This is a genomic window from Brunnivagina elsteri CCALA 953 (assembly GCF_002289455.1).
In the GTDB taxonomy this organism is placed as follows: Bacteria; Cyanobacteriota; Cyanobacteriia; order Cyanobacteriales; family Nostocaceae; genus Brunnivagina; species Brunnivagina elsteri.
On sequence record NZ_NTFS01000089.1, the window covers coordinates 1 to 18151 of the forward strand.

The window sequence follows — 18151 nt, forward strand, 5'->3', positions numbered from 1 at the left end:
GTAGAAAAAATATTAAATAATGGATTTGTTGCTACCGCTTCCCCGGAGACTTTGCGAAAAACGACTTTGGGGGAGGATTCCATCTCAGCCCAACATGTCAACCTCGAAACATCGTTACGGGTTGGCAGTAAAATTGGTGGGCATTTCGTCATGGGACATGTTGATGGAATCGGGCATTTGGTTGCGGCAGAACAAACCGCGACTTCCTGGGAGATGACTTTTTCTGCACCGAGTTATGTTGCCCAGTATATAGTCCCTAAAGGCAGTATTGCTATAAATGGGATTAGTCTAACTGTTGCGGAATATAATCCTGAAGCGATGCAGTTTCAGGTTGCTGTAATACCCCTTACCTATGCAGAAACTAATTTAAGTCAGCTACAACCGGGCAGTTCGGTAAACCTGGAAGGGGATATTCTTGGGAAGTATGTGGAAAAATTCTTGACGAGTGGTAACAAACACCAAAATAAAGATGGGGGTAGTTTTATTACACCCAATTTTTTGGCTGAAAATGGATACCTGTAATTCCTAAGGGAATACCAAAAAATAAATTCTCCATAATTGTAGGGGTGGGGTGAGTCCACTTGGCGGTGTCGGTTTCCGTCCCCGAAGTTTGCTCAACGCGGGGAACCCGCGCACGCAACTTCTCTTCGTCAAAGTGGCGTTGGCGAAGCCTGCGCTTTGCGCTTACCTGAAAGGTCTCCCCACCCTTCGCGTGATAGTGTTGGTAAGTGTATGAGAAAGAAGATTTTATTTTCTGGAAGTCCCTAAGAGGGTGTTTATAAAATAATTATTAAGCGCCAAAAGCCTTGATTTGTCATACTAATAATCATGTGTTGTCAGTACGTTCCTCAGAATGACGTTCTCTAATTCCTAATTCTTAATTTTTAAAGAGAGACGCGATATATCGCGTCTCTACATTCAATTTTAATTATTGGGAACTTGTGGTAGTTGTGCAGTTTGTATGCTTTGCATTAACTGCCCTAATGCATACTGTAAATGCACACCTGGGTCAGTAGCTACCCAGCCATTTGCGGTCAATTGGCGAACTTCAAAGTGGAGGTGCGGACCAGTAGAATTACCAGTACTACCCACTAGACCAATTACCGTTCCTTGTTGTACCCATTGACCAGGTTGAACATATATCTGTGACATGTGCCCATAAAGGGTTTGCACTGCACTATTGTGATTAACTATAACTGTTAAACCGTAACCGCCTACAGAGTCAGCAACTTCAATTTGACCTGTATATGCAGCAAGAACTGGTGTGCCCATTGCTGCTCCAATGTCAGCCCCACTATGGAATCTTCTGTCACCACTAATTGGGTGAGTTCTCCAACCAAATATTGAAGTAATCGGTGAGGGAACGGATAAAGGGAAAATAAACCCAGTGGGATTGTAAGCAAATCCACCTGTGTAGGTGACACGGGGTAGGGTTGATTCTAAGGGAATATTGTAAGCGACAGTGCTAGGACGAGGTGCGACATTTGCATCTGTCATTGGTAGGGGTAAAGTACCTGCACTTGGTGCGATCGCATTTCCACTTACCATTGTTTGTTGGGGAATAAAACTACTGGGGGCAGGAATAAACCGATTGGAGTTATATGTATTTTTGTTCGAGGATGGAACAACAGCAGATGTACGTATTCTATTTTGGTTACGAGTCACGTCAACAACAGCGACTCTACTTGCAGCAGCGATTCGCGAACCTTTCCAACCACTATTACTTTCTGTTGTGGCTGCAATACGTCTTGTGGGAAGTATATTGGCAACATCAATACTGTGGCTTTTTCTAATCCAGCTTGGGGCAGTTGTAATGCTGCCTTTCGATGTTGCTAAATGCTCTGCAAGTTTCGCATTAACGGGTGCTTTGACGCAATTACCAGAAACATTTTGACCTCTACCAAGAATTGAACGGCAACCACTAGAACGTTCAGTGAGGATTACATTACTAGGGGCATTACTAGGGGATTCGTTTCTATTCCCATTCGCTGTACTGTAATCGCTGGGGTCAATGTAGGCGTTATTATAATCTTTGGGTTTATCTGCTGTGCTTTCGTCGATATTTATGGGTTTGTTGGGTTGTGCCAATGTAGGCAATTTACTCGGTGCTATGGTAGCAACGGGTGCTTTGATTTCGACTTGAGGCTGATTTTGAGGTTTTTCTTCCCGAATGGGTGCTGTTGGCTGTGAAGTAACTTCAACCTGTTTTTTTTCGACGCGAGTTTCCGGAATTACAACTGGATTACGTCGTGATTGTGCAACTTTTGGTCTTAAATTTCTGACAACAGGAACCGTTGCTTCTTGAGTATTTTTCTTCGACTGACGCAAACGACGTATGGGTTCGGAAGATTGGGAAGCTACATTACGCTGTAAACGCTGCCGAAGTCGGGTACGACGTGCGGAAAATTCAACTTGTGGAGATTCTCCGCTTGAATTGCTTCGTTTATCGCTTGTGGCTTTGGGGACAAAATTTTCAACTCGTGTTGGTGCAGTTCCCGCAGTGGGAACAATATTATCAATTGCGGATTCTGTCTGGGCAAGCACCAAACCACTGCTCCAAATAATACTCAAACTACTTAGCCAACAAATGCTTTGTGCGGGCAGAGAGCGCTGCCACAGTTGATTTGAAGATTGATTTGACGATGGATTGGAATCTTTTCGGGCAGAGTTTTTGCGCTGCGTCATAGGTTCTGGTGGGTTCTAGTGGGTTTTACTGAATAATTTTAAAATTTATTTCTAAATTTAATTAGAAGAATTACTGTAGCCAAGACTGATTGTACCTGGTTGGAAATAAAAATCTGGTGTTCTTACCGATTTAGATTCTGAATCTTCCATGCGAACATGGAGGTATCCAGAGGAAGTAACGCCCATTACCTTACCTAGATGATTCTCTACGTATACGCTGTTTCCTATATTGGTTAACAAATGAGTATACCTTGGCAAGAGTACATCTATTCCTTCTTCTAAAAGACATTCAATACCGAATTCTATACCAAGCAATGCCTGAGTGGCTAGATTTTCCAAATTTGGAATCGATGTGATATTATTGAGGGTTTGCCACGATTGTAAGTTAATCCCTGTTTCTGGAACTGGATTCGACCAATTAATACCAACACCAATAACAGCTCGGTTGATTGTGCTGCCACTAATTTTGGTTTCAGTCAAAATTCCACCGAGTTTGCGTTTATTTAAGATTAAATCATTAGCCCATTTTATCCCTACAGGAATATTGCACTTTTGTAATTGTCTGGTAATTCCCCAGGCTGTAGCAAAAGTTAGCTGGTAACTATTTATAGCTGCTAAATCAAGCGCGATCGCAGTTGATATATACAATCCTCCAGTCTCTGAAACCCATTGATGTCCCCATTGTCCTCGACCTGCTGTTTGTTGTGTAGCAATTACTACTGTTCCCGATGGTGCGCCACTCTGTAGCAATTGCCACAAAGTTTGGTTAGTGGAGTTGACGCGATCGTAAAGATGTAGTGAAAAAGGTAAGTAGGGTTGTTGACGAGCAACGTTTAAAGCGGTTTCGATTTTTTCTTGATTCAGTCTCACAGGATATGTCAGAGATTTACGCTGTTAAGTTTAGCTTGATATCTGGGATTAGGAAGTAAAAAGTAGGGTAATTTTCTAATTATTATAAATAATGGGGAAATAAATAGTTATTGACATGATGTTATTAAAATCAACTGTATTTTTATATGAATGCTCTTCAGATATGAGGTTTGCTTCCCGTTTAGGCAAAAACAATAAAATTATTATGCTTAAGTTAAATGTAATTAGTATCACCCTTAACTACTTATCCATTAGTTTATACTTTTATTCGGTATGCTAATTACTGGAGTATATTGTCTAAGTTAAAGTCAGGGATATTGCTAGAAATTGATAGTAATCAAAAGAAATAATGTCTAGATCAACATAAAAGTATCTACTAAGAGTATCTGCGAACGCATATTTCAATATGTTGTGATTGAGGTGGGGATATATATCATTTTTGTGGTCTTATTTTGTTGGAATAATATAGATTTTTTAGCCGCTCAATTTATATTTATAATTTTCATTATTTAAGTCTATATAAATAAGATTAGTTTAATTTTTGTAGAGATGTAGTAGTACTATGTCTCTATATTCATTTTTGGATATTTCTATTGTCTTAGAGTAAGCCACAAAATGAATGATCCTGTGTTGTCATGCTGTAGCTTGCTACTTACAGAAGCCGCTTGCGCGTACGTTCCACCCTGCGGGAAGCAAGCTACAGAATGACATTGGGAATTTCTTTCTGTGGAGTTCTCTTAAGTGAACTATCTTGTCACATATCCGACTTTTAAACACTTCACGGATATTGTTTGACTAGCTCCAGTATTCTATATTATTTCTTAATAAACTTCTCATGATAATTAAGGTTCAAATTGAGCAGAATTACCAGTTTTAATCTTCTAGAATCGCGGCAAAAGTCAGAAAAATATTTCTTATTCGCTTGATTTTATTCACTTGATTTTATCCGCTTCATTTAATTAATATATGCCAATCATAAATCAGACTCTTCCTGATGCTTCCAATATGTCGATATTTTTACGACAGATGAAAATGGTATTTCAACCGTTAAAATATATGGAAGATTTTGCCAAAACTTATGGTGATAACTTCGCTATTAAAAGCAAAAATGGTGACAATATAGTCTATTTTAGTCATCCTCAAGCACTGGAACAAATTTTTACTACTCATGCGAATAAGTTAGATGCTGGCAGAGGAAACGAGATTTTAAAGTATCTCCTTGGTAGCAACTCTCTGGTTTTACTTGATGGTCAAACCCATCGAAAACAACGAAAATTATTAGCACCAAGCTTTCATGGTGATAGAATGCAAACTTATGGTCAAGCCATAGCAGAAATTTCCCAACAGGTTAGTAGTCATTGGGAAGATGGAAAAGCATTTAATATTCGTCATTCAATGCAGGAAATAACCATGCGTATAATTTTACGTGTGGTGTTTGGTTTAGATGAAGGGCAACGTTTACAAGAGCTACAACGAGCAATGAACCAACTGTTGGAAGTTTTGGGTGTTCCCTTAATTTCAGCAGCTTTACTGTTCAAATTTTGGCAAAAAGATTTGGGAAAATGGAGTCCTTGGGGACAAATTTTAACCCTTTTAGAAAAAGTCGATGAATTAATTTATAGCCATATTCGGGAAGTTCGCGCAGATATTCAGGCAAATAATCCAAATCGCAAAGATGTTTTAAGCTTGCTGATATCTGCGACTTATGATGATGGCAAAATAATGTCTGACGAAGAACTACGTGATGAATTAATCACGCTGTTAGTTTTGGGACATGAAACCACAGCTTCCGCTTTAGTTTGGGCTTTTTACTGGATTGAGCGATCGCAACAAGTACGGGAAAAGTTACAAGGTGAACTCGATAGTCTTGCGTATCAACCGGAACCCAGCATAATCAGTAAGTTGCCTTATCTCACAGCAGTTTGTCAGGAGACTTTAAGACTTTATCCAGTAGCAACCAGTTCTTTTAGCAGGATAGTAAATTCACCTGTGGAAATAATGGGTTATAAATTACCGACAAAAACATTAATTATTCCGAGTATTTATTTAGCACATCACCGCGAAGAAGTTTATCCAAATTCCAAGCAATTTATCCCAGAACGGTTTTTAGAACGGCAATTTTCACCCTACGAATATTTACCTTTTGGAGGTGGAAATCGTCACTGTATAGGGATGGCTTTTGCTATGTACGAAATGAAAATAATATTAGTAACAATATTATCCAATTATCGAGTAGTTTCACTTGACAAACGTCCCGTACAACCCATCCGTCGCGGATTAACATTAGTTGCTCCAACTGGCATGAAAATGATTGCAAAACCTCATTTTAATTAAGTTTATTCAGGACTAATTAATCTCATTCCTAGAGAATTTTGACTTGATTCCATTCCCAAAACCTTTATCAAAAACCCCCACTTATCTGCCGATTCTTCAATTATTTTTGTTGTTGGTTTACCTGCACCATGTCCTGCTTTAGTCTCAATTCTAATCAATACAGGTGCATTTCCTTTGTGTGCAGCTTGTAATGCAGCAGCAAACTTAAAACTATGGGCAGGTACAACGCGATCGTCATGATCTGCTGTAGTAATCAATGTGGCAGGATAAGTAGTACCAGGTTTTAAATTATGTAGTGGGGAATAAGCATACAAATTCTTAAAATCCTCAATATTCTCTGGTGAACCGTATTCCGAAGTCCAAGCCCAACCAATTGTGAATTTATGAAATCGTAACATATCCATGACACCAACGGAAGGCAAAGCAGCAGCAAACAAATCAGGACGTTGTACCATACAAGCACCAACTAAAAGTCCACCGTTACTGGCTCCACCAATTGCTAATTTTGCAGGTTTAGTATACTTATTTGCAATCAACCATTCCCCAGCAGCAATAAAATCATCAAATACATTTTGCTTATTTTTTTTCATTCCTGCTTGATGCCATTCTTCCCCATATTCACCACCACCGCGTAAATTTGGTATTGCATAAATACCACCCATTTCCATCCACATTAAAGCACTAACGGAAAAGCTGGGTGTTAGTGAAACATTAAATCCACCATATCCATATAAGTAAGTTGGATTATTTCCATCTAATGCAATTCCCTTTTTGTTAACAATAAACATTGGTATTTGCGTACCATCTTTGCCGCGATAAAAAACTTGATTTATTTCATAGTTTTCGGGGTCAAAATCTACTTTTGGCTCTCGAAAAATACTACTTTTACCCATCACCATATCATACCGATAGATTGTTCCTGGAGTTGTGAAATTAGTAAAACTATAAAATGTTTCAGTGTCACTACGTTTACCTTCAAATCCTGCAACTGAGCCAACTCCTGGTAATTCAATCTCACGAACTAATTTGCCTTTCAGGTCAAACACTTTAATTTGACTGCGTGCATCTTTGAGATAATCAGCAACAAATTGATTATTCACAATTCCTACATTCTCTAAAGTTTCTTCAGACTGGGGAATTACTTCACGCCAATTTGTACGAGTCGTTTTTTTAATATCAATAGCAATTATGCGTCCTCGTGGTGCATTTAAATCTGTACGAAAATAGAATGTATTCTTATCATTGTCTACAAAACTAAAATCTGACTCTAGTTTGTTAATTAGTTCTATAACTGGAGAATTTTTCTGGGTTAAATCTTTGTAAAAAACTAAATTTCGAGAATCGGTTCCCAGCCATACCGAAATAATCAAGAATTTCCCATCTTCCGTAACGTTACCACCAAAACCCCATGCTTTATTATCTGGGCGTTCGTAAATTAAATTATCCTCAGATTGCAGAGTTCCAATTCGGTGATAAAATAACTTTTGATAATAGTTAACATCTTCTAATTTAGTTTTTTGATTTGGTTCATCGTAGCGACTATAGAAAAAGCCTTTGCTATCATTTGTCCACGACGTACTAGAAAATTTGATCCATTTTAAATTGTCTGCTAAATCTTTACCAGTCTCAGTATCACGAACTTTCCATTCTTGCCAATCGGAACCCGATACTGATAAACCATATGCCAAATATTTGCTATCATCACTTACTGAGTAGCCAGATAATGCAACAGTTCCATCTTCAGAAAGTGTATTTGGATCGAGTAAAACCTTCGGTTCATCGCTGAGATTGTTGAGGGTATAGAGAACACTTTGATTTTGCAAACCATTGTTTCTAAAGTAAAAATAACGATTTCCTTCTTTAAAAGGAATGCCGTATTTTTCGTAATCCCAAAGTTTAGTGAGACGCTGTTTAATTTTATCCCTGATGGGTATTTGGTTTAAATAACCGAAAGTAACTTGATTTTGGGCATTTATCCAAGTCTGGGTTTCCTTCGAGTCTGGATTTTCTAACCAACGATACGGATCACTAACTTTTGTACCATGATAATTATCAATGCGATCGCTCTTACGGGTAATCGGGTAAATCAGGGGTTTTATTGAGGTCATCTTTCGCTGTGGAGAGGGTACTTTTCCATAGTACAAAGGTGACTCCATATTTGGATATTGGATTTGAGATTCTGATTGATGAATAACTATATTATCAATAAGTTTTTGTTGATGCTCAACTTGTACTTCATGGGAATATGGTTTTATATTATCTTTTGCTAATCCTATCGCTGGTACAATTAAAAACCTAGAAAAAATAATCGTCGTACACAAAATTACTAAAAAGCGATGTAATGCTGAAATATTTTTATTCATTCTTCAGGAAAAATTAGGAGTTAAAGATTATAGCAATTCTAGGTTTGTTTTCAATTATTTGTATTAAATCTTCTTACATATCGCAGTATTACTTAATACAACTTTATACTTCCGCAGGAGAGTTTGATCTGTATAGAAGAAGTGCGACATTAGGTAGGGTCTGCTGAAAAAGGCTACAAAGCGAATCTAGATGCCACACAGCTTGAATAACGGTGGTTTTAGAGGTCAGAACCAAAATTCACCCCGCGATTTTCCGCCAAAGTGCATGGTTTTTGAGCCTTTAAATGCCATAACCTTGCACTTGTTTGCCTCAAAAATGATTAAAACCCTTATTTGGCAAAGGTTATAGCTTTAATCAGCAAGCCCTAGTTATTGCAATTATTAAGTGAAGATTTTTAATATCTAGGAAAATTAACCCGATTTCAGCATAGGCTAAAAATAAAACTCCTGGGTGCTATGTCAATTCCACAAATATCAGAAGCAACAATCCGCCATAATTCCAACGCTTCATCCTACAGTCGTGGTCAAGAATATTACAGTCGTGGAGCAGTAATTGACCTGAAAAAACGCGGTAATACGATTCAAGCAGCAGTCGAAGGTAGCGAAATTAAACCATATCGAGTCAGTATTAATTTTGATGCAGGTGGAGTTACCTCTGTTGACTGTGACTGTGCTTACAATTATGATGGTTGGTGTAAGCATATTGTCGCCACATTATTAACCTGTTCCCGTTCATCCGCAATAATTGAAGAACGTCCCACCATAGAACAGTTATTAAATTCTCTTGACCACTTACAAACTCAACGCTTGGTTCAAGAATTATTACAGAAAAACCCAGAATTAATTGATGATGTTGATTGCTTTGTTAGTTTAAGAAATTCCCCAACTCCCGCAACAAAATCTCCATCTACTAACCGTCGTAACAAAATTGATGTTGCACCGATTCGCAGCCAGGTACGACGCATATTGCAGGATGGATTAGAACAATTAGAGTATGGCACCGAAGATGACCCATTTACCGAAGAATTAACTGCCATAATTGAAAAAGCGCAGGAATTTGCCCAAAATGGTGATGGGAATAATGCGATCGCCATCCTCGAAGCCATCACATCCACCTACGCAGAAGCATGGGATGACCTAGCAGAATACGGAGGTGATTCCTATTCGATCGTAGAACCTCTCGACAACGCATGGACAGAAGCAATTTTATGCGCAGAGATACCGGAAGCGGAAATTATCGATTTGCGAGTCATGCTAGAATCTTGGCAGGATGAAATCGACGCAGACTTTGCTATGAGTTTGTCAGCATTGCAGCAAGGTTGGAATTACGAACCACTACAACTGGTAATGAATGGTGAAACTGATGCACAAATTTGGGAAGGTACTCGTCCAGATTTTGCTGATGATTTAGCATTAATTCGTTTAGATTTTCTCGATCGACAAAATCGTTATACAGAGTATTTAAACTTAGCTTTTTCCGAAGGAATGACGCTGCAATACCTAACCCAGTTGGCAGCTTTAGGAAGAGTGGATGAAGCAATGTCTGCGGCTAAAACCCAGATGGACACAGCAGAATCAGCCTTTGCCCTAGCCAAAATATTGCGGGAAGATGGATATTTATCAGAAGCATTAGGAATTTCGCGATCGGGATTAAGCTTACCAGGGAATTGTACCTATGAATTTGCATCTTGGACGAGCGATTTAGCCGAAGGGTTGGGTGATAGAGCGATCGCACTAAATGCCTGTATCGTTGCATTTGAAACTAGACCATCGTTTCGAGACTACGTGAAAGTGGAAAACTTAGCTCTTGATACTTGGTCTATAGTGAAACAAGATTTACTCGAAATACTTCGAGAATCTGAAAGTTGGTATGCTGGTAGTGCAAAAGTTGATATTTTCCTCCATGAAGGGCTAATTGATGAGGCGATAAAAACAGTAAAAACAGATAGTTACTATGCTTCAGAATCATTACATCGAGTTATGGAAGCAGCTATTCCTCATCGTCCCGACTGGGTAATTGAAAAGGCTAAAAAGCTGGCAGAAGAAATTATGAATAGTTCTAAAGCCAAGCGTTATAGTGATGCTGTTAAGTGTTTGAAAAAAGTAAAAGCTGCTTATTCCCAACTAGGACAACAAGCCGAATGGTCTTCTTACCGTGCAAAATTAGAATATACTCATGGACGTAAATATAAATTAATGGATTTATTTAAAGAACTCAATAAATCATAATTGTGTGAGTTTGATAAATTATTTACTCTTCAAAAGTGAGGCATTTATTTGTTCAATTTGTCGGAGGTACTCGTGAACAGAAGCCTTGTTTGCTGATTGTCAGTTTAAGATATTATGCGAATTCAGTGAATATGCGAACCGACAGGTTCGCATTAATCCTGTTGCAAGTTGATTATTGATGGATTCATAACTACTTGGTTCTCCGAGGGATGTTTGTAGTGAGGTTGCTTAATTGCTGGACATAAGTAATCAAAGGAATTATCAGTGTGTTCCAACCGGAAATTACGAGGTGTATTCAAAGCGATAACTACATCTCCAATTTTCTCGCAGCGCTTGCAGTCACAAGCTGTTGCACCTACAACTAATATCTCTTTGAGATTCTTCGCGATATTTATAAATCCCCTTGTATTGGTATTTCTGGGTAATTGGGAAGCAACTTCGACTAATTGCTCAACTTCGGAACGATATTTTACTAAAAGAAAGTCTTCAATTTGGCATTTGCTTCGACAGGTTTTTGTATCTCCAAATTCCAGAACAAACTTTTTCAGGTCGGGAACTGGATTTTTTAAATCGATAGTCAGTGGGACGAGGGCACGGGCACAGGCTGTAGAATCGTTGCAGTTTTGATATTTTCTTCTGATTATTAGTTCAAAACGTTTGATGTAAATTACTAGCAGAGATAGAGCTTTTTCTTTATCTTTGGGGCTAGAGAAATTGAGTTGACGGGTACTAAAAAGCTGAGGTATAACTTGCAATATTGCTTTGAGTTCACTTCCTTTAAACTTATTGCTCCATAATGCAATTGCATCACCTATGGTATTAATTGCATCCAAACGCAGAACAAAATAAAAAGAGATAATATTGATTAAATAACTACGTTTTATTTCCATTTGGACGTAGTTGGATATATAAAGGGGTTCCGAACTCAATTGAGATTCTAAATACTGCCGATAAGCTTGTGTTGCAAGTAGTAATGACCTCATTACCGAGGTATCTAAAAAATGTTCTTGGACTGATGACCCTGACATATTTATTTATACCGTTATCTCTTCTTCTGGAAAATTGTTATCAAGTTTGACTCCAAAAGGTAAAGTATCAAAGCCTATTTGTTCTAGAGTTAGAATTGCATTTTCTACTTCAACATTAGTAATTTTTTCTCGCTCAACTAGGGATAAAAATAGATTATATGCACCCTGGTACTGTTCGCTACCATATTCAATCCAATTATTTTGATAAGCAAGTGCATCATGTAGTGCCATTACTATTTCTGTATAGGGGTCGTCCATATACATATCATGCAAAGAGCGCATTTTTCGTAATAAACTATCAGCAAAAACCACAGCTACCGGTTCTCCTGCACACCTGGAGAGTTGTTTTAAATCTGATAATAAGGACTTAGTAATTTCGACTGCACTGATTTCCAAGACAGCTTGTTCGTTATCCATCCAGACTCTCCCTTGATTATTTTGGTTGTTTTGCGATTAGAAATGGGCATTATTTTGAGATAGATTTACTAGTTTAATTTTACATCTTGTTATCAGCTTATTGTGCTTGACAATGCAATAAGCTAATTGCTTTTTCGACGAAATACTTCCCGCAGAGTAGAAGTATCGAACCGAACACTATCGAGCAATGTTTACCCGTTTCGGATTGAGCAAACTGACAAGTCCGCGTAAGAGATACTTAGCTTCTGCCCTAAGCCCTTTGGGCACATTAAGTCCTTCGCCTATGTGAACGAGAACACGGGGCGGCTTTGCCAATAATAAGCTAGCCTGTGGCAATGCTGCGCGTATCTAACGCAATTCTATTGCGTCAATACTGTCAGTACAGGGATAGAAATAGTGCTTATATTTACTCTCTATTCGCCAAGAAAATTTGCGTGAGATGAGAACGTGGCACGTGATTCTGACAAAAGCCTTTCCAATCAAGGAATACAGCTTTAAATTCAGCTTCACAAGCAGTCAAAAAACGAGTGGTGTAAAGATGGTGTAAGTTCAAAAATGAAGACTGAAATACTTGCTGTATAAGGTGTGTTCTCGGACTGAAAATCCTCGTGTCACGAGTTCAAGTCTCGTTCCTGGCATTATAACACCAAACCCCTGAAGCATATAGCTCTCAGGGGTTTCTAATTTCAACAAAAACCTCATTTCAGCCATTTGAGGGGTACAAATTTGGTGTAGGAAGATGCCTACGTTGGACATTTTTGGACGAGTTTAGACAATTTATTGGGGTAAAGTTGGGGTAAAGAAAAAGGCACTTATGCTGGAGGCAAGAGGCAGAAGGAAAAAGAATTTCCGTTTGCTTTGCAGGTTGAGCGCTTGATTCAAAATTAGGATGAAGCACTGGACTTAATAGTGGAATAGTTATTTAACCTTCCTTCTGCCCTCTGCCTCCTGCCTTCTCAGAAGGAGTTAACTGTGGGTTCGCAACGCAAAGCCTCTAAGGGTACTGTCCAAATCAAAACCTCGAACGATCGCTTGCAATTAGTTTTCAGTTTTGGGGGTAAACGTCATTACTTGTCAACCGGGTTTCCCGATACCAAAGCCAATCGCAAACTGGCTGAGATGAAAGCTAGGCAAATCGAGTTGGATATTCTCTGCGACAATTTCGATGTTTCTTTGGGAAAGTACAAGTCACAATCTGAGCAAGTTCTCTTTACAGCATCATTTACACCATCTGTTGAGAGTTATGCTTCTCTAGCGGATTTGTGGGATAGTTACACCGAATACAAACGATCGAGTTTATCTCCCAGCACTTTGGCGAAGGATTACCATAAAATTTATCGTTGTATTAATGTTCACCTCCCGGTGAAAACTTTAGATAAAGCGATCGCAATCCGGGATTGGTTGATTGCGAATAAAAGCCCGTTATCTGCCAAAAAAATCTTGACTCAATTTTCTGCTTGCTGTAATTGGGCTGTGAAGTCTCAATTGATTGAGGATAATCCCTTTGAGGATATGGCAAGTGATATCAAAGTGCCGAAGGGTGATGCTGAGGAGACAGATATTAATGCGTTTAGTTTGGAAGAGCGCGATCGCATTATCGAAGCATTCAAAAAAAATCGTTATTACAAATACTACGCACCATTAATCGAATTTCTTTTCATCACAGGTTGTAGACCATCAGAAGCTGTGGCTTTGCAATGGAAGCATATTGCGTCGGACTTTACGATTATTCGGTTTGAACAAGCGGTAGTGGTTTCACAGTCAGGATTGACTTGTAAACCAGGTTTGAAAACGCAGAAGAAGCGAATTTTCCCGATTAATAATCGTTTGGCTGGGTTGTTAAAATCCATCCAACCCATTGATGTGTTGGGTGAAGCAAAGGTATTTCCATCACCTGAAGGTAAGTGGATAGATATGCATAACCTCAGTGGACGAGCTTGGAAGACTGTGGTGGAAAGTCTTGATGGTGTTGAGTATAAAAAACTTTACCAAACTCGGCATACATTTATAGGACTTACGCACTGTACAAAAGAGCTATATTGTGTATTAACGTAAATACGTTATTCCAGGCTTTTCTCAATATTCTATTTTTCCATGACGATTCGATGTAGCTCCGCTTCTTTCTGTTCAAAAAATAACCAAGCAACAGGGAAAAAAGTCATGTAACGATTATAAATTTCTAAACCAACTAATTCTAATGCTTTTTTTTGGTTTTCAACCAACCGTTCATACCATGCTTTTATAGTTGGCTTATAGTCATGAATTGAATCATGAGTAATCCGAAAACCAACACTTTCTGCCGCTTCAATATGATGACGATGAATTACTAACAGAGAACCTGGAAAAAACAGTTGCAATAATATTGCTGAAGCTGGGTAGGATTCACGCTCAAAGGAAAAAAATTGATGTACCGCTAGCCCTTTTGGTGTGAGAGAATTATATATTTTCTCATATAACTGTTTTAATTCCTGGGGTCTGACATGTTCCAATGCACCTATGGAAAGGATGCGATCGCACGGTGTATTCCCAAATGGAGCCGTAATAAAGTTAGTCAGGGAAACATTAAGACCTAATTTTTCCCTAGTGTATGTTAACTGTTCCTTTGATAATGTAAATCCGGTTAACTCACCATAATGCCCTGTATCTTGAAGATATTTCAGCATTGCACCCCAACCACATCCCAAATCCAAGACTTTCTCGTTACCGTTAAGATTCAACAGAGAAAGTAAATATTTAGCCTTATTTTCTTGCGCTTCTTCCAAGGTTTCTTCATCCCTGAAAAATTCAGCACAGGTATAAAACTTGTATTTGGTATCTAGGAATAAGGCGTAAAAGTCATTCGATATATCATAATGAGATTCAATCCCAGTAGCATGGTCTTGTGCCAGCATCGAATCCAGATATGCCTTTCGTCTTGAACTTGGAGGATAAGCTCTCGCTAAAGACTCAACCCAAGAGGATTTTGGTTCATTCCAAAACTTCCAGTTTTCCACCGCTTCTAAAGGAATAGGTGAATGAATTCTGGCATTTGCAATCGCATATAGTGGACCTTGAACGCCTATATTTGAGGCAAACTGAAATAATCTGTTGAGATTATTCATTCTATTTATCCTTGGGATTTCAAAATATTTTAGATAAGTATCGGAATCGAAAAAGAGAAAGTATTCTGTATAGAAAAAGTATCCAACTCTAATCGAAGATATTCTTATCTTTACTTTACATCAATCCGCGAACCACAAATTAATGCCTATCATTTTTAACTGAAGTATTCACTCTCGCAAATGCCAGAAAAACTCAAACAATTGTAATTATGGCTTACTTTTTATACTTAATATCGTTTGATTTGCTTGTATATTTTCTAACTTTTTCGATTAGTACGTTTTTGGTTACTAGCCAAACCAGCATGATATAAATCGATAGCTCGATAGTGAGCAATTGGGTCATGCCGATTATGCAACCAATCTTGAATAAGTTGTAAATTATACCGAATACAACGGCTATTCAATTTTACCCAATGGGTTCCTTCGATCCATGTCCCATCTAAACGATATTTTTTAAGTGTAGAAAAACTCATATTTAATATTTCTGATGCTTGCTGCTTTGTCGCTAACTGAAACATCGTCATCACCTCGACAAATGTGGGGAAATCTTTAAGTTAGAGAATATTTTACAGTTTATTAAACTAAAGTTAGTTTTCAATAGTTATACACAATTATCTATTTCTCAACAATTATTTTACAGAAAAATTAAATCAAGCTAGTTCAATATTTTTATACAAGCAATTGAGCTATAAGTATTGATAAACAATAGTTTCAGCTATGTGATTACCCAAGGACTATCACTATAGTGATAGTTTCTTTTATCACTATAGTAATAAACATCTTTACGTCACAAGATAAGCATTGAGCGACGAAATTTCAACGAAAATAGCGTTAATAGAACAGAAATCTCATCCTCAAAGGTGAGGTAAATAATCCATCAACAATGCAAGGAGTGTAAATGCAGATGAATGGATGTAGCGTAATTTCGTTAAATTACAATTTTGATTACAGTCAATTTCATAAACCCGAACTGCAAAACAAAGCCAAAAATACGCTCGGAGAATTCTTCAGTTTTGTCCGTTCCACCTTCGATGCTTTGATAGAAACTGGTCGAGTTCTCCAGGATTTATACTATGACTGTTTAGCTTTTTGTCCAAAAGGAAAAAAAGTCTTTGAAGAATGGTTAAAAAGTGACGATTTTGGTGCATCTCGCTATATAGCAAAAAGCGCGATGGAAATATATCTTTGGTTTAATAAACTCGCACCAAAAGTGCAGAATTTGCTGCGTCAAAATGTTCAAAATTGGAGCGTTTCTGCGCTACGTCAACTAACAAAAGTTAGCCATGATTTGGTGAAAGAATTAGTACGTGGAGGAAAGAAAACAGCATTAGAAGTAAAGCAAGAAGGGGAAAGAGAGAAAGAAAACAGTTCGCAATTAGCAGTTGGTAATGGGCTTTGCTCCCCTGCACTAACGCAATTAACTGGGAACAGCGGTGCGATTCGTTGGTAGTTGAATCACGGTAATCAGTCCGTAAATAAACTACCCAAGGTGAACACTTAAAGTAACCTTGAACTCTCAGAAAGATGTAGGTGAAAGTCCTACCAGCAAGGTTCATGCTTGACTCCTTACCTGCCCACATCGACCAAGCTCGTTACTTGGAGAATGAAGCTGGGAACAGGGCACAATCAGACTACTGTTATGGGTGGACACTGGTGCTAATAGGGAGTTCCCACGGTAAAACAGATGCCTATAAAAGTAACCTACGCAGAAGCGGGACATATCCTTTGAACCCGACTTTATCAGAGCTAATCCCCGCAGCATTCTCGTTGTAATAGCGGTAAGAACCTGGGGGGGTCTGATGGTTAAATTGGCACTACCTAAAGGAACAAAACAATCATCTGAGGGAACGAATAAAAACAAATCAAAGGTCTTGGGTAGGTCGAACCCCAGGTAGGTAAGACGAGATACGGAATTCCTTCGATTTGGGTAGGATGCGAAGTAATTTTCGCAAGGTATTCAGACAACACTTATTGGAGTCAGAGTATGATTAGGCACAGCCACGAGGCTAGTGAATCTTGGAAAAGCTTACCGTGGAAGAAGTTCCGTTGTAATTTATTCCGCCTACAAAAACGAGTGTTCAAAGCTGTTCAAGCAGGAGACAAGCGTAAAGCAATGTCCCTTCAAAAGCTGATTCTGAAATCGACTGCGGCTAAACTACTGGCTATCCGTCAAGTAACACTGCGATATACGCTGGAAGGAAAACAGCAGGAATAGATGGTAAAAAATCCCTTACATTTAAGGAACGTTTTGAACTTTTAGAACTGCTAAAAGCAAGAAGTAACAATTGGAAACACCAAAAGTTGCGAGTAATTCCAATCCCTAAAAAAGATGGAAAAACTACTCGATTGCTTAAAATTCCAACTATCCAAGATAGAGCTTGGCAATGTCTTGCAAAATTTGCAATAGAGCCAGCGCACGAAGCATTATTCCATGAAAGAAGTTACGGTTTTAGAGTCGGACGCTCGGCACATGATGCTCAGAAAATCCTATTTTTAAACCTAAATTCTCAACGAAATGGAATCAATAAACGAGTCATAGAACTCGATATTGAAAAATGTTTTGACAGGATATCACATACCATTATAATGGATAACCTTATAGCTCCATCGAGCATAAAATCAGGAATTTTTCGCTGTTTAAAAGCAGGAATAAACCCTGAATTTCCAGAACAAGGTACTTGCCAAGGTGGTGTGGTCAGCCCATTATTAGCTAACATCGCCCTCAACGGAATAGAGGATATCCACCAATCCATACGGTACGCCGATGATATGGTAATAATCCTTAAACCGCAAGATGATGCAATAAAAATACTTGAAAAAATCAGCCAGTTTTTAGAAGTAAGAGGGTTAAAGGTAAGTGATAAAGCGTTTCCATCGGTTTCTTACTCCGAAAACAAATACGTCAACGTCAAAGGAAATAAATCACCATATGACGGTGATTTAACCTATTGGAGCGAGCGTAACAGTAAGCTCTACGACGGAGAAACCTCTAAAGCTTTAAAAAAGCAAAACCATACATGCGGATATTGTGGGCTAAAGTTTACAAGGGGTACATCCCAGTTTTTATTCTTCCAAGAAAGATAAATAAATCATGAGAAAGTAAAGGGAAATTAAACGCGAACGC

The 18151-nt window shown here is 38.4% G+C and carries 13 protein-coding genes and 1 pseudogene; 7 read left to right on the forward strand and 7 right to left on the reverse strand.

What is annotated here, in order from left to right; all coding sequences use genetic code 11:
- Nucleotides 1–522, forward strand: a 522-nt coding sequence (locus tag CK510_RS10335) for a riboflavin synthase (RefSeq protein WP_143289270.1), incomplete at its 5' end; no start/stop codon positions are given.
- Nucleotides 523–924: 402 nt separating this feature from the next.
- Here the strand turns inward: CK510_RS10335 and CK510_RS10340 are convergent.
- Both CK510_RS10340 and CK510_RS10345 read right to left on the reverse strand, forming a co-directional pair.
- Nucleotides 925–2685 (reverse strand): M23 family metallopeptidase, encoded by a 1761-nt coding sequence (locus CK510_RS10340; protein WP_095721624.1) that lies wholly within the window; start codon nt 2683–2685, stop codon nt 925–927.
- A 57-nt stretch (nt 2686–2742) separates the two neighbouring features.
- On the reverse strand, nt 2743–3555 hold the full coding sequence (locus CK510_RS10345) for a biotin--[acetyl-CoA-carboxylase] ligase (RefSeq protein ID WP_095721625.1): 813 nt from the start codon (nt 3553–3555) through the stop codon (nt 2743–2745).
- Between the two features lie 966 nt (nt 3556–4521).
- On the opposite strand from CK510_RS10345, the gene CK510_RS10350 reads away from it, so the two are divergent.
- The gene (locus CK510_RS10350) at nt 4522–5889 is read left to right on the forward strand and encodes a cytochrome P450 (protein ID WP_095721626.1); all 1368 of its coding nucleotides are present in this window, start codon (nt 4522–4524) and stop codon (nt 5887–5889) included.
- 2 nt (nt 5890–5891) lie between these two features.
- Here the strand turns inward: CK510_RS10350 and CK510_RS10355 are convergent, their stop codons facing one another.
- The gene (locus CK510_RS10355; protein ID WP_095721634.1) at nt 5892–7997 is read right to left on the reverse strand and encodes a prolyl oligopeptidase family serine peptidase; all 2106 of its coding nucleotides are present in this window, start codon (nt 7995–7997) and stop codon (nt 5892–5894) included.
- 711 nt (nt 7998–8708) lie between these two features.
- Between CK510_RS10355 and CK510_RS10360 the strand changes: the two genes are divergently transcribed.
- Nucleotides 8709–10481, forward strand: coding sequence for an SWIM zinc finger family protein (locus CK510_RS10360; RefSeq protein ID WP_095721627.1), 1773 nt, complete (start codon nt 8709–8711; stop codon nt 10479–10481).
- Nucleotides 10482–10633: 152 nt separating this feature from the next.
- Here the strand turns inward: CK510_RS10360 and CK510_RS10365 are convergent, their stop codons facing one another.
- Both CK510_RS10365 and CK510_RS10370 read right to left on the reverse strand, forming a co-directional pair.
- Complete coding sequence (locus tag CK510_RS10365) at nt 10634–11509, reverse strand: hypothetical protein (RefSeq protein WP_095721628.1); 876 nt, start codon at nt 11507–11509, stop codon at nt 10634–10636.
- Between the two features lie 6 nt (nt 11510–11515).
- Nucleotides 11516–11926: a hypothetical protein gene (locus CK510_RS10370; protein ID WP_095721629.1), complete on the reverse strand. Its 411-nt coding sequence runs from the start codon at nt 11924–11926 to the stop codon at nt 11516–11518.
- Between the two features lie 972 nt (nt 11927–12898).
- Here CK510_RS10370 and CK510_RS10375 point away from each other — a divergent pair.
- Nucleotides 12899–13981, forward strand: a complete 1083-nt coding sequence (locus tag CK510_RS10375; protein WP_158224875.1) for an Arm DNA-binding domain-containing protein — start codon at nt 12899–12901, stop codon at nt 13979–13981.
- 29 nt (nt 13982–14010) lie between these two features.
- Here the strand turns inward: CK510_RS10375 and CK510_RS10380 are convergent, their stop codons facing one another.
- Nucleotides 14011–15027: a class I SAM-dependent methyltransferase gene (locus tag CK510_RS10380; RefSeq protein ID WP_095721631.1), complete on the reverse strand. Its 1017-nt coding sequence runs from the start codon at nt 15025–15027 to the stop codon at nt 14011–14013.
- Nucleotides 15028–15284: 257 nt separating this feature from the next.
- Entirely contained in the window at nt 15285–15545 is a 261-nt protein-coding gene (locus CK510_RS10385; protein ID WP_095721632.1) for a hypothetical protein, read from the reverse strand.
- Between the two features lie 386 nt (nt 15546–15931).
- On the opposite strand from CK510_RS10385, the gene CK510_RS10390 reads away from it, so the two are divergent.
- From CK510_RS10390 to CK510_RS10395, 3 genes and pseudogenes are all read left to right on the forward strand, one after another.
- On the forward strand, nt 15932–16477 hold the full coding sequence (locus CK510_RS10390; protein ID WP_342745949.1) for a hypothetical protein: 546 nt from the start codon (nt 15932–15934) through the stop codon (nt 16475–16477).
- Between the two features lie 80 nt (nt 16478–16557).
- Nucleotides 16558–16800: a hypothetical protein gene (locus tag CK510_RS30945; RefSeq protein WP_143289271.1), complete on the forward strand. Its 243-nt coding sequence runs from the start codon at nt 16558–16560 to the stop codon at nt 16798–16800.
- A gap of 211 nt (nt 16801–17011) precedes the next feature.
- Nucleotides 17012–18111, forward strand: a pseudogene (locus CK510_RS10395) (reverse transcriptase N-terminal domain-containing protein).
- Nucleotides 18112–18151: the final 40 nt, after the last annotated feature.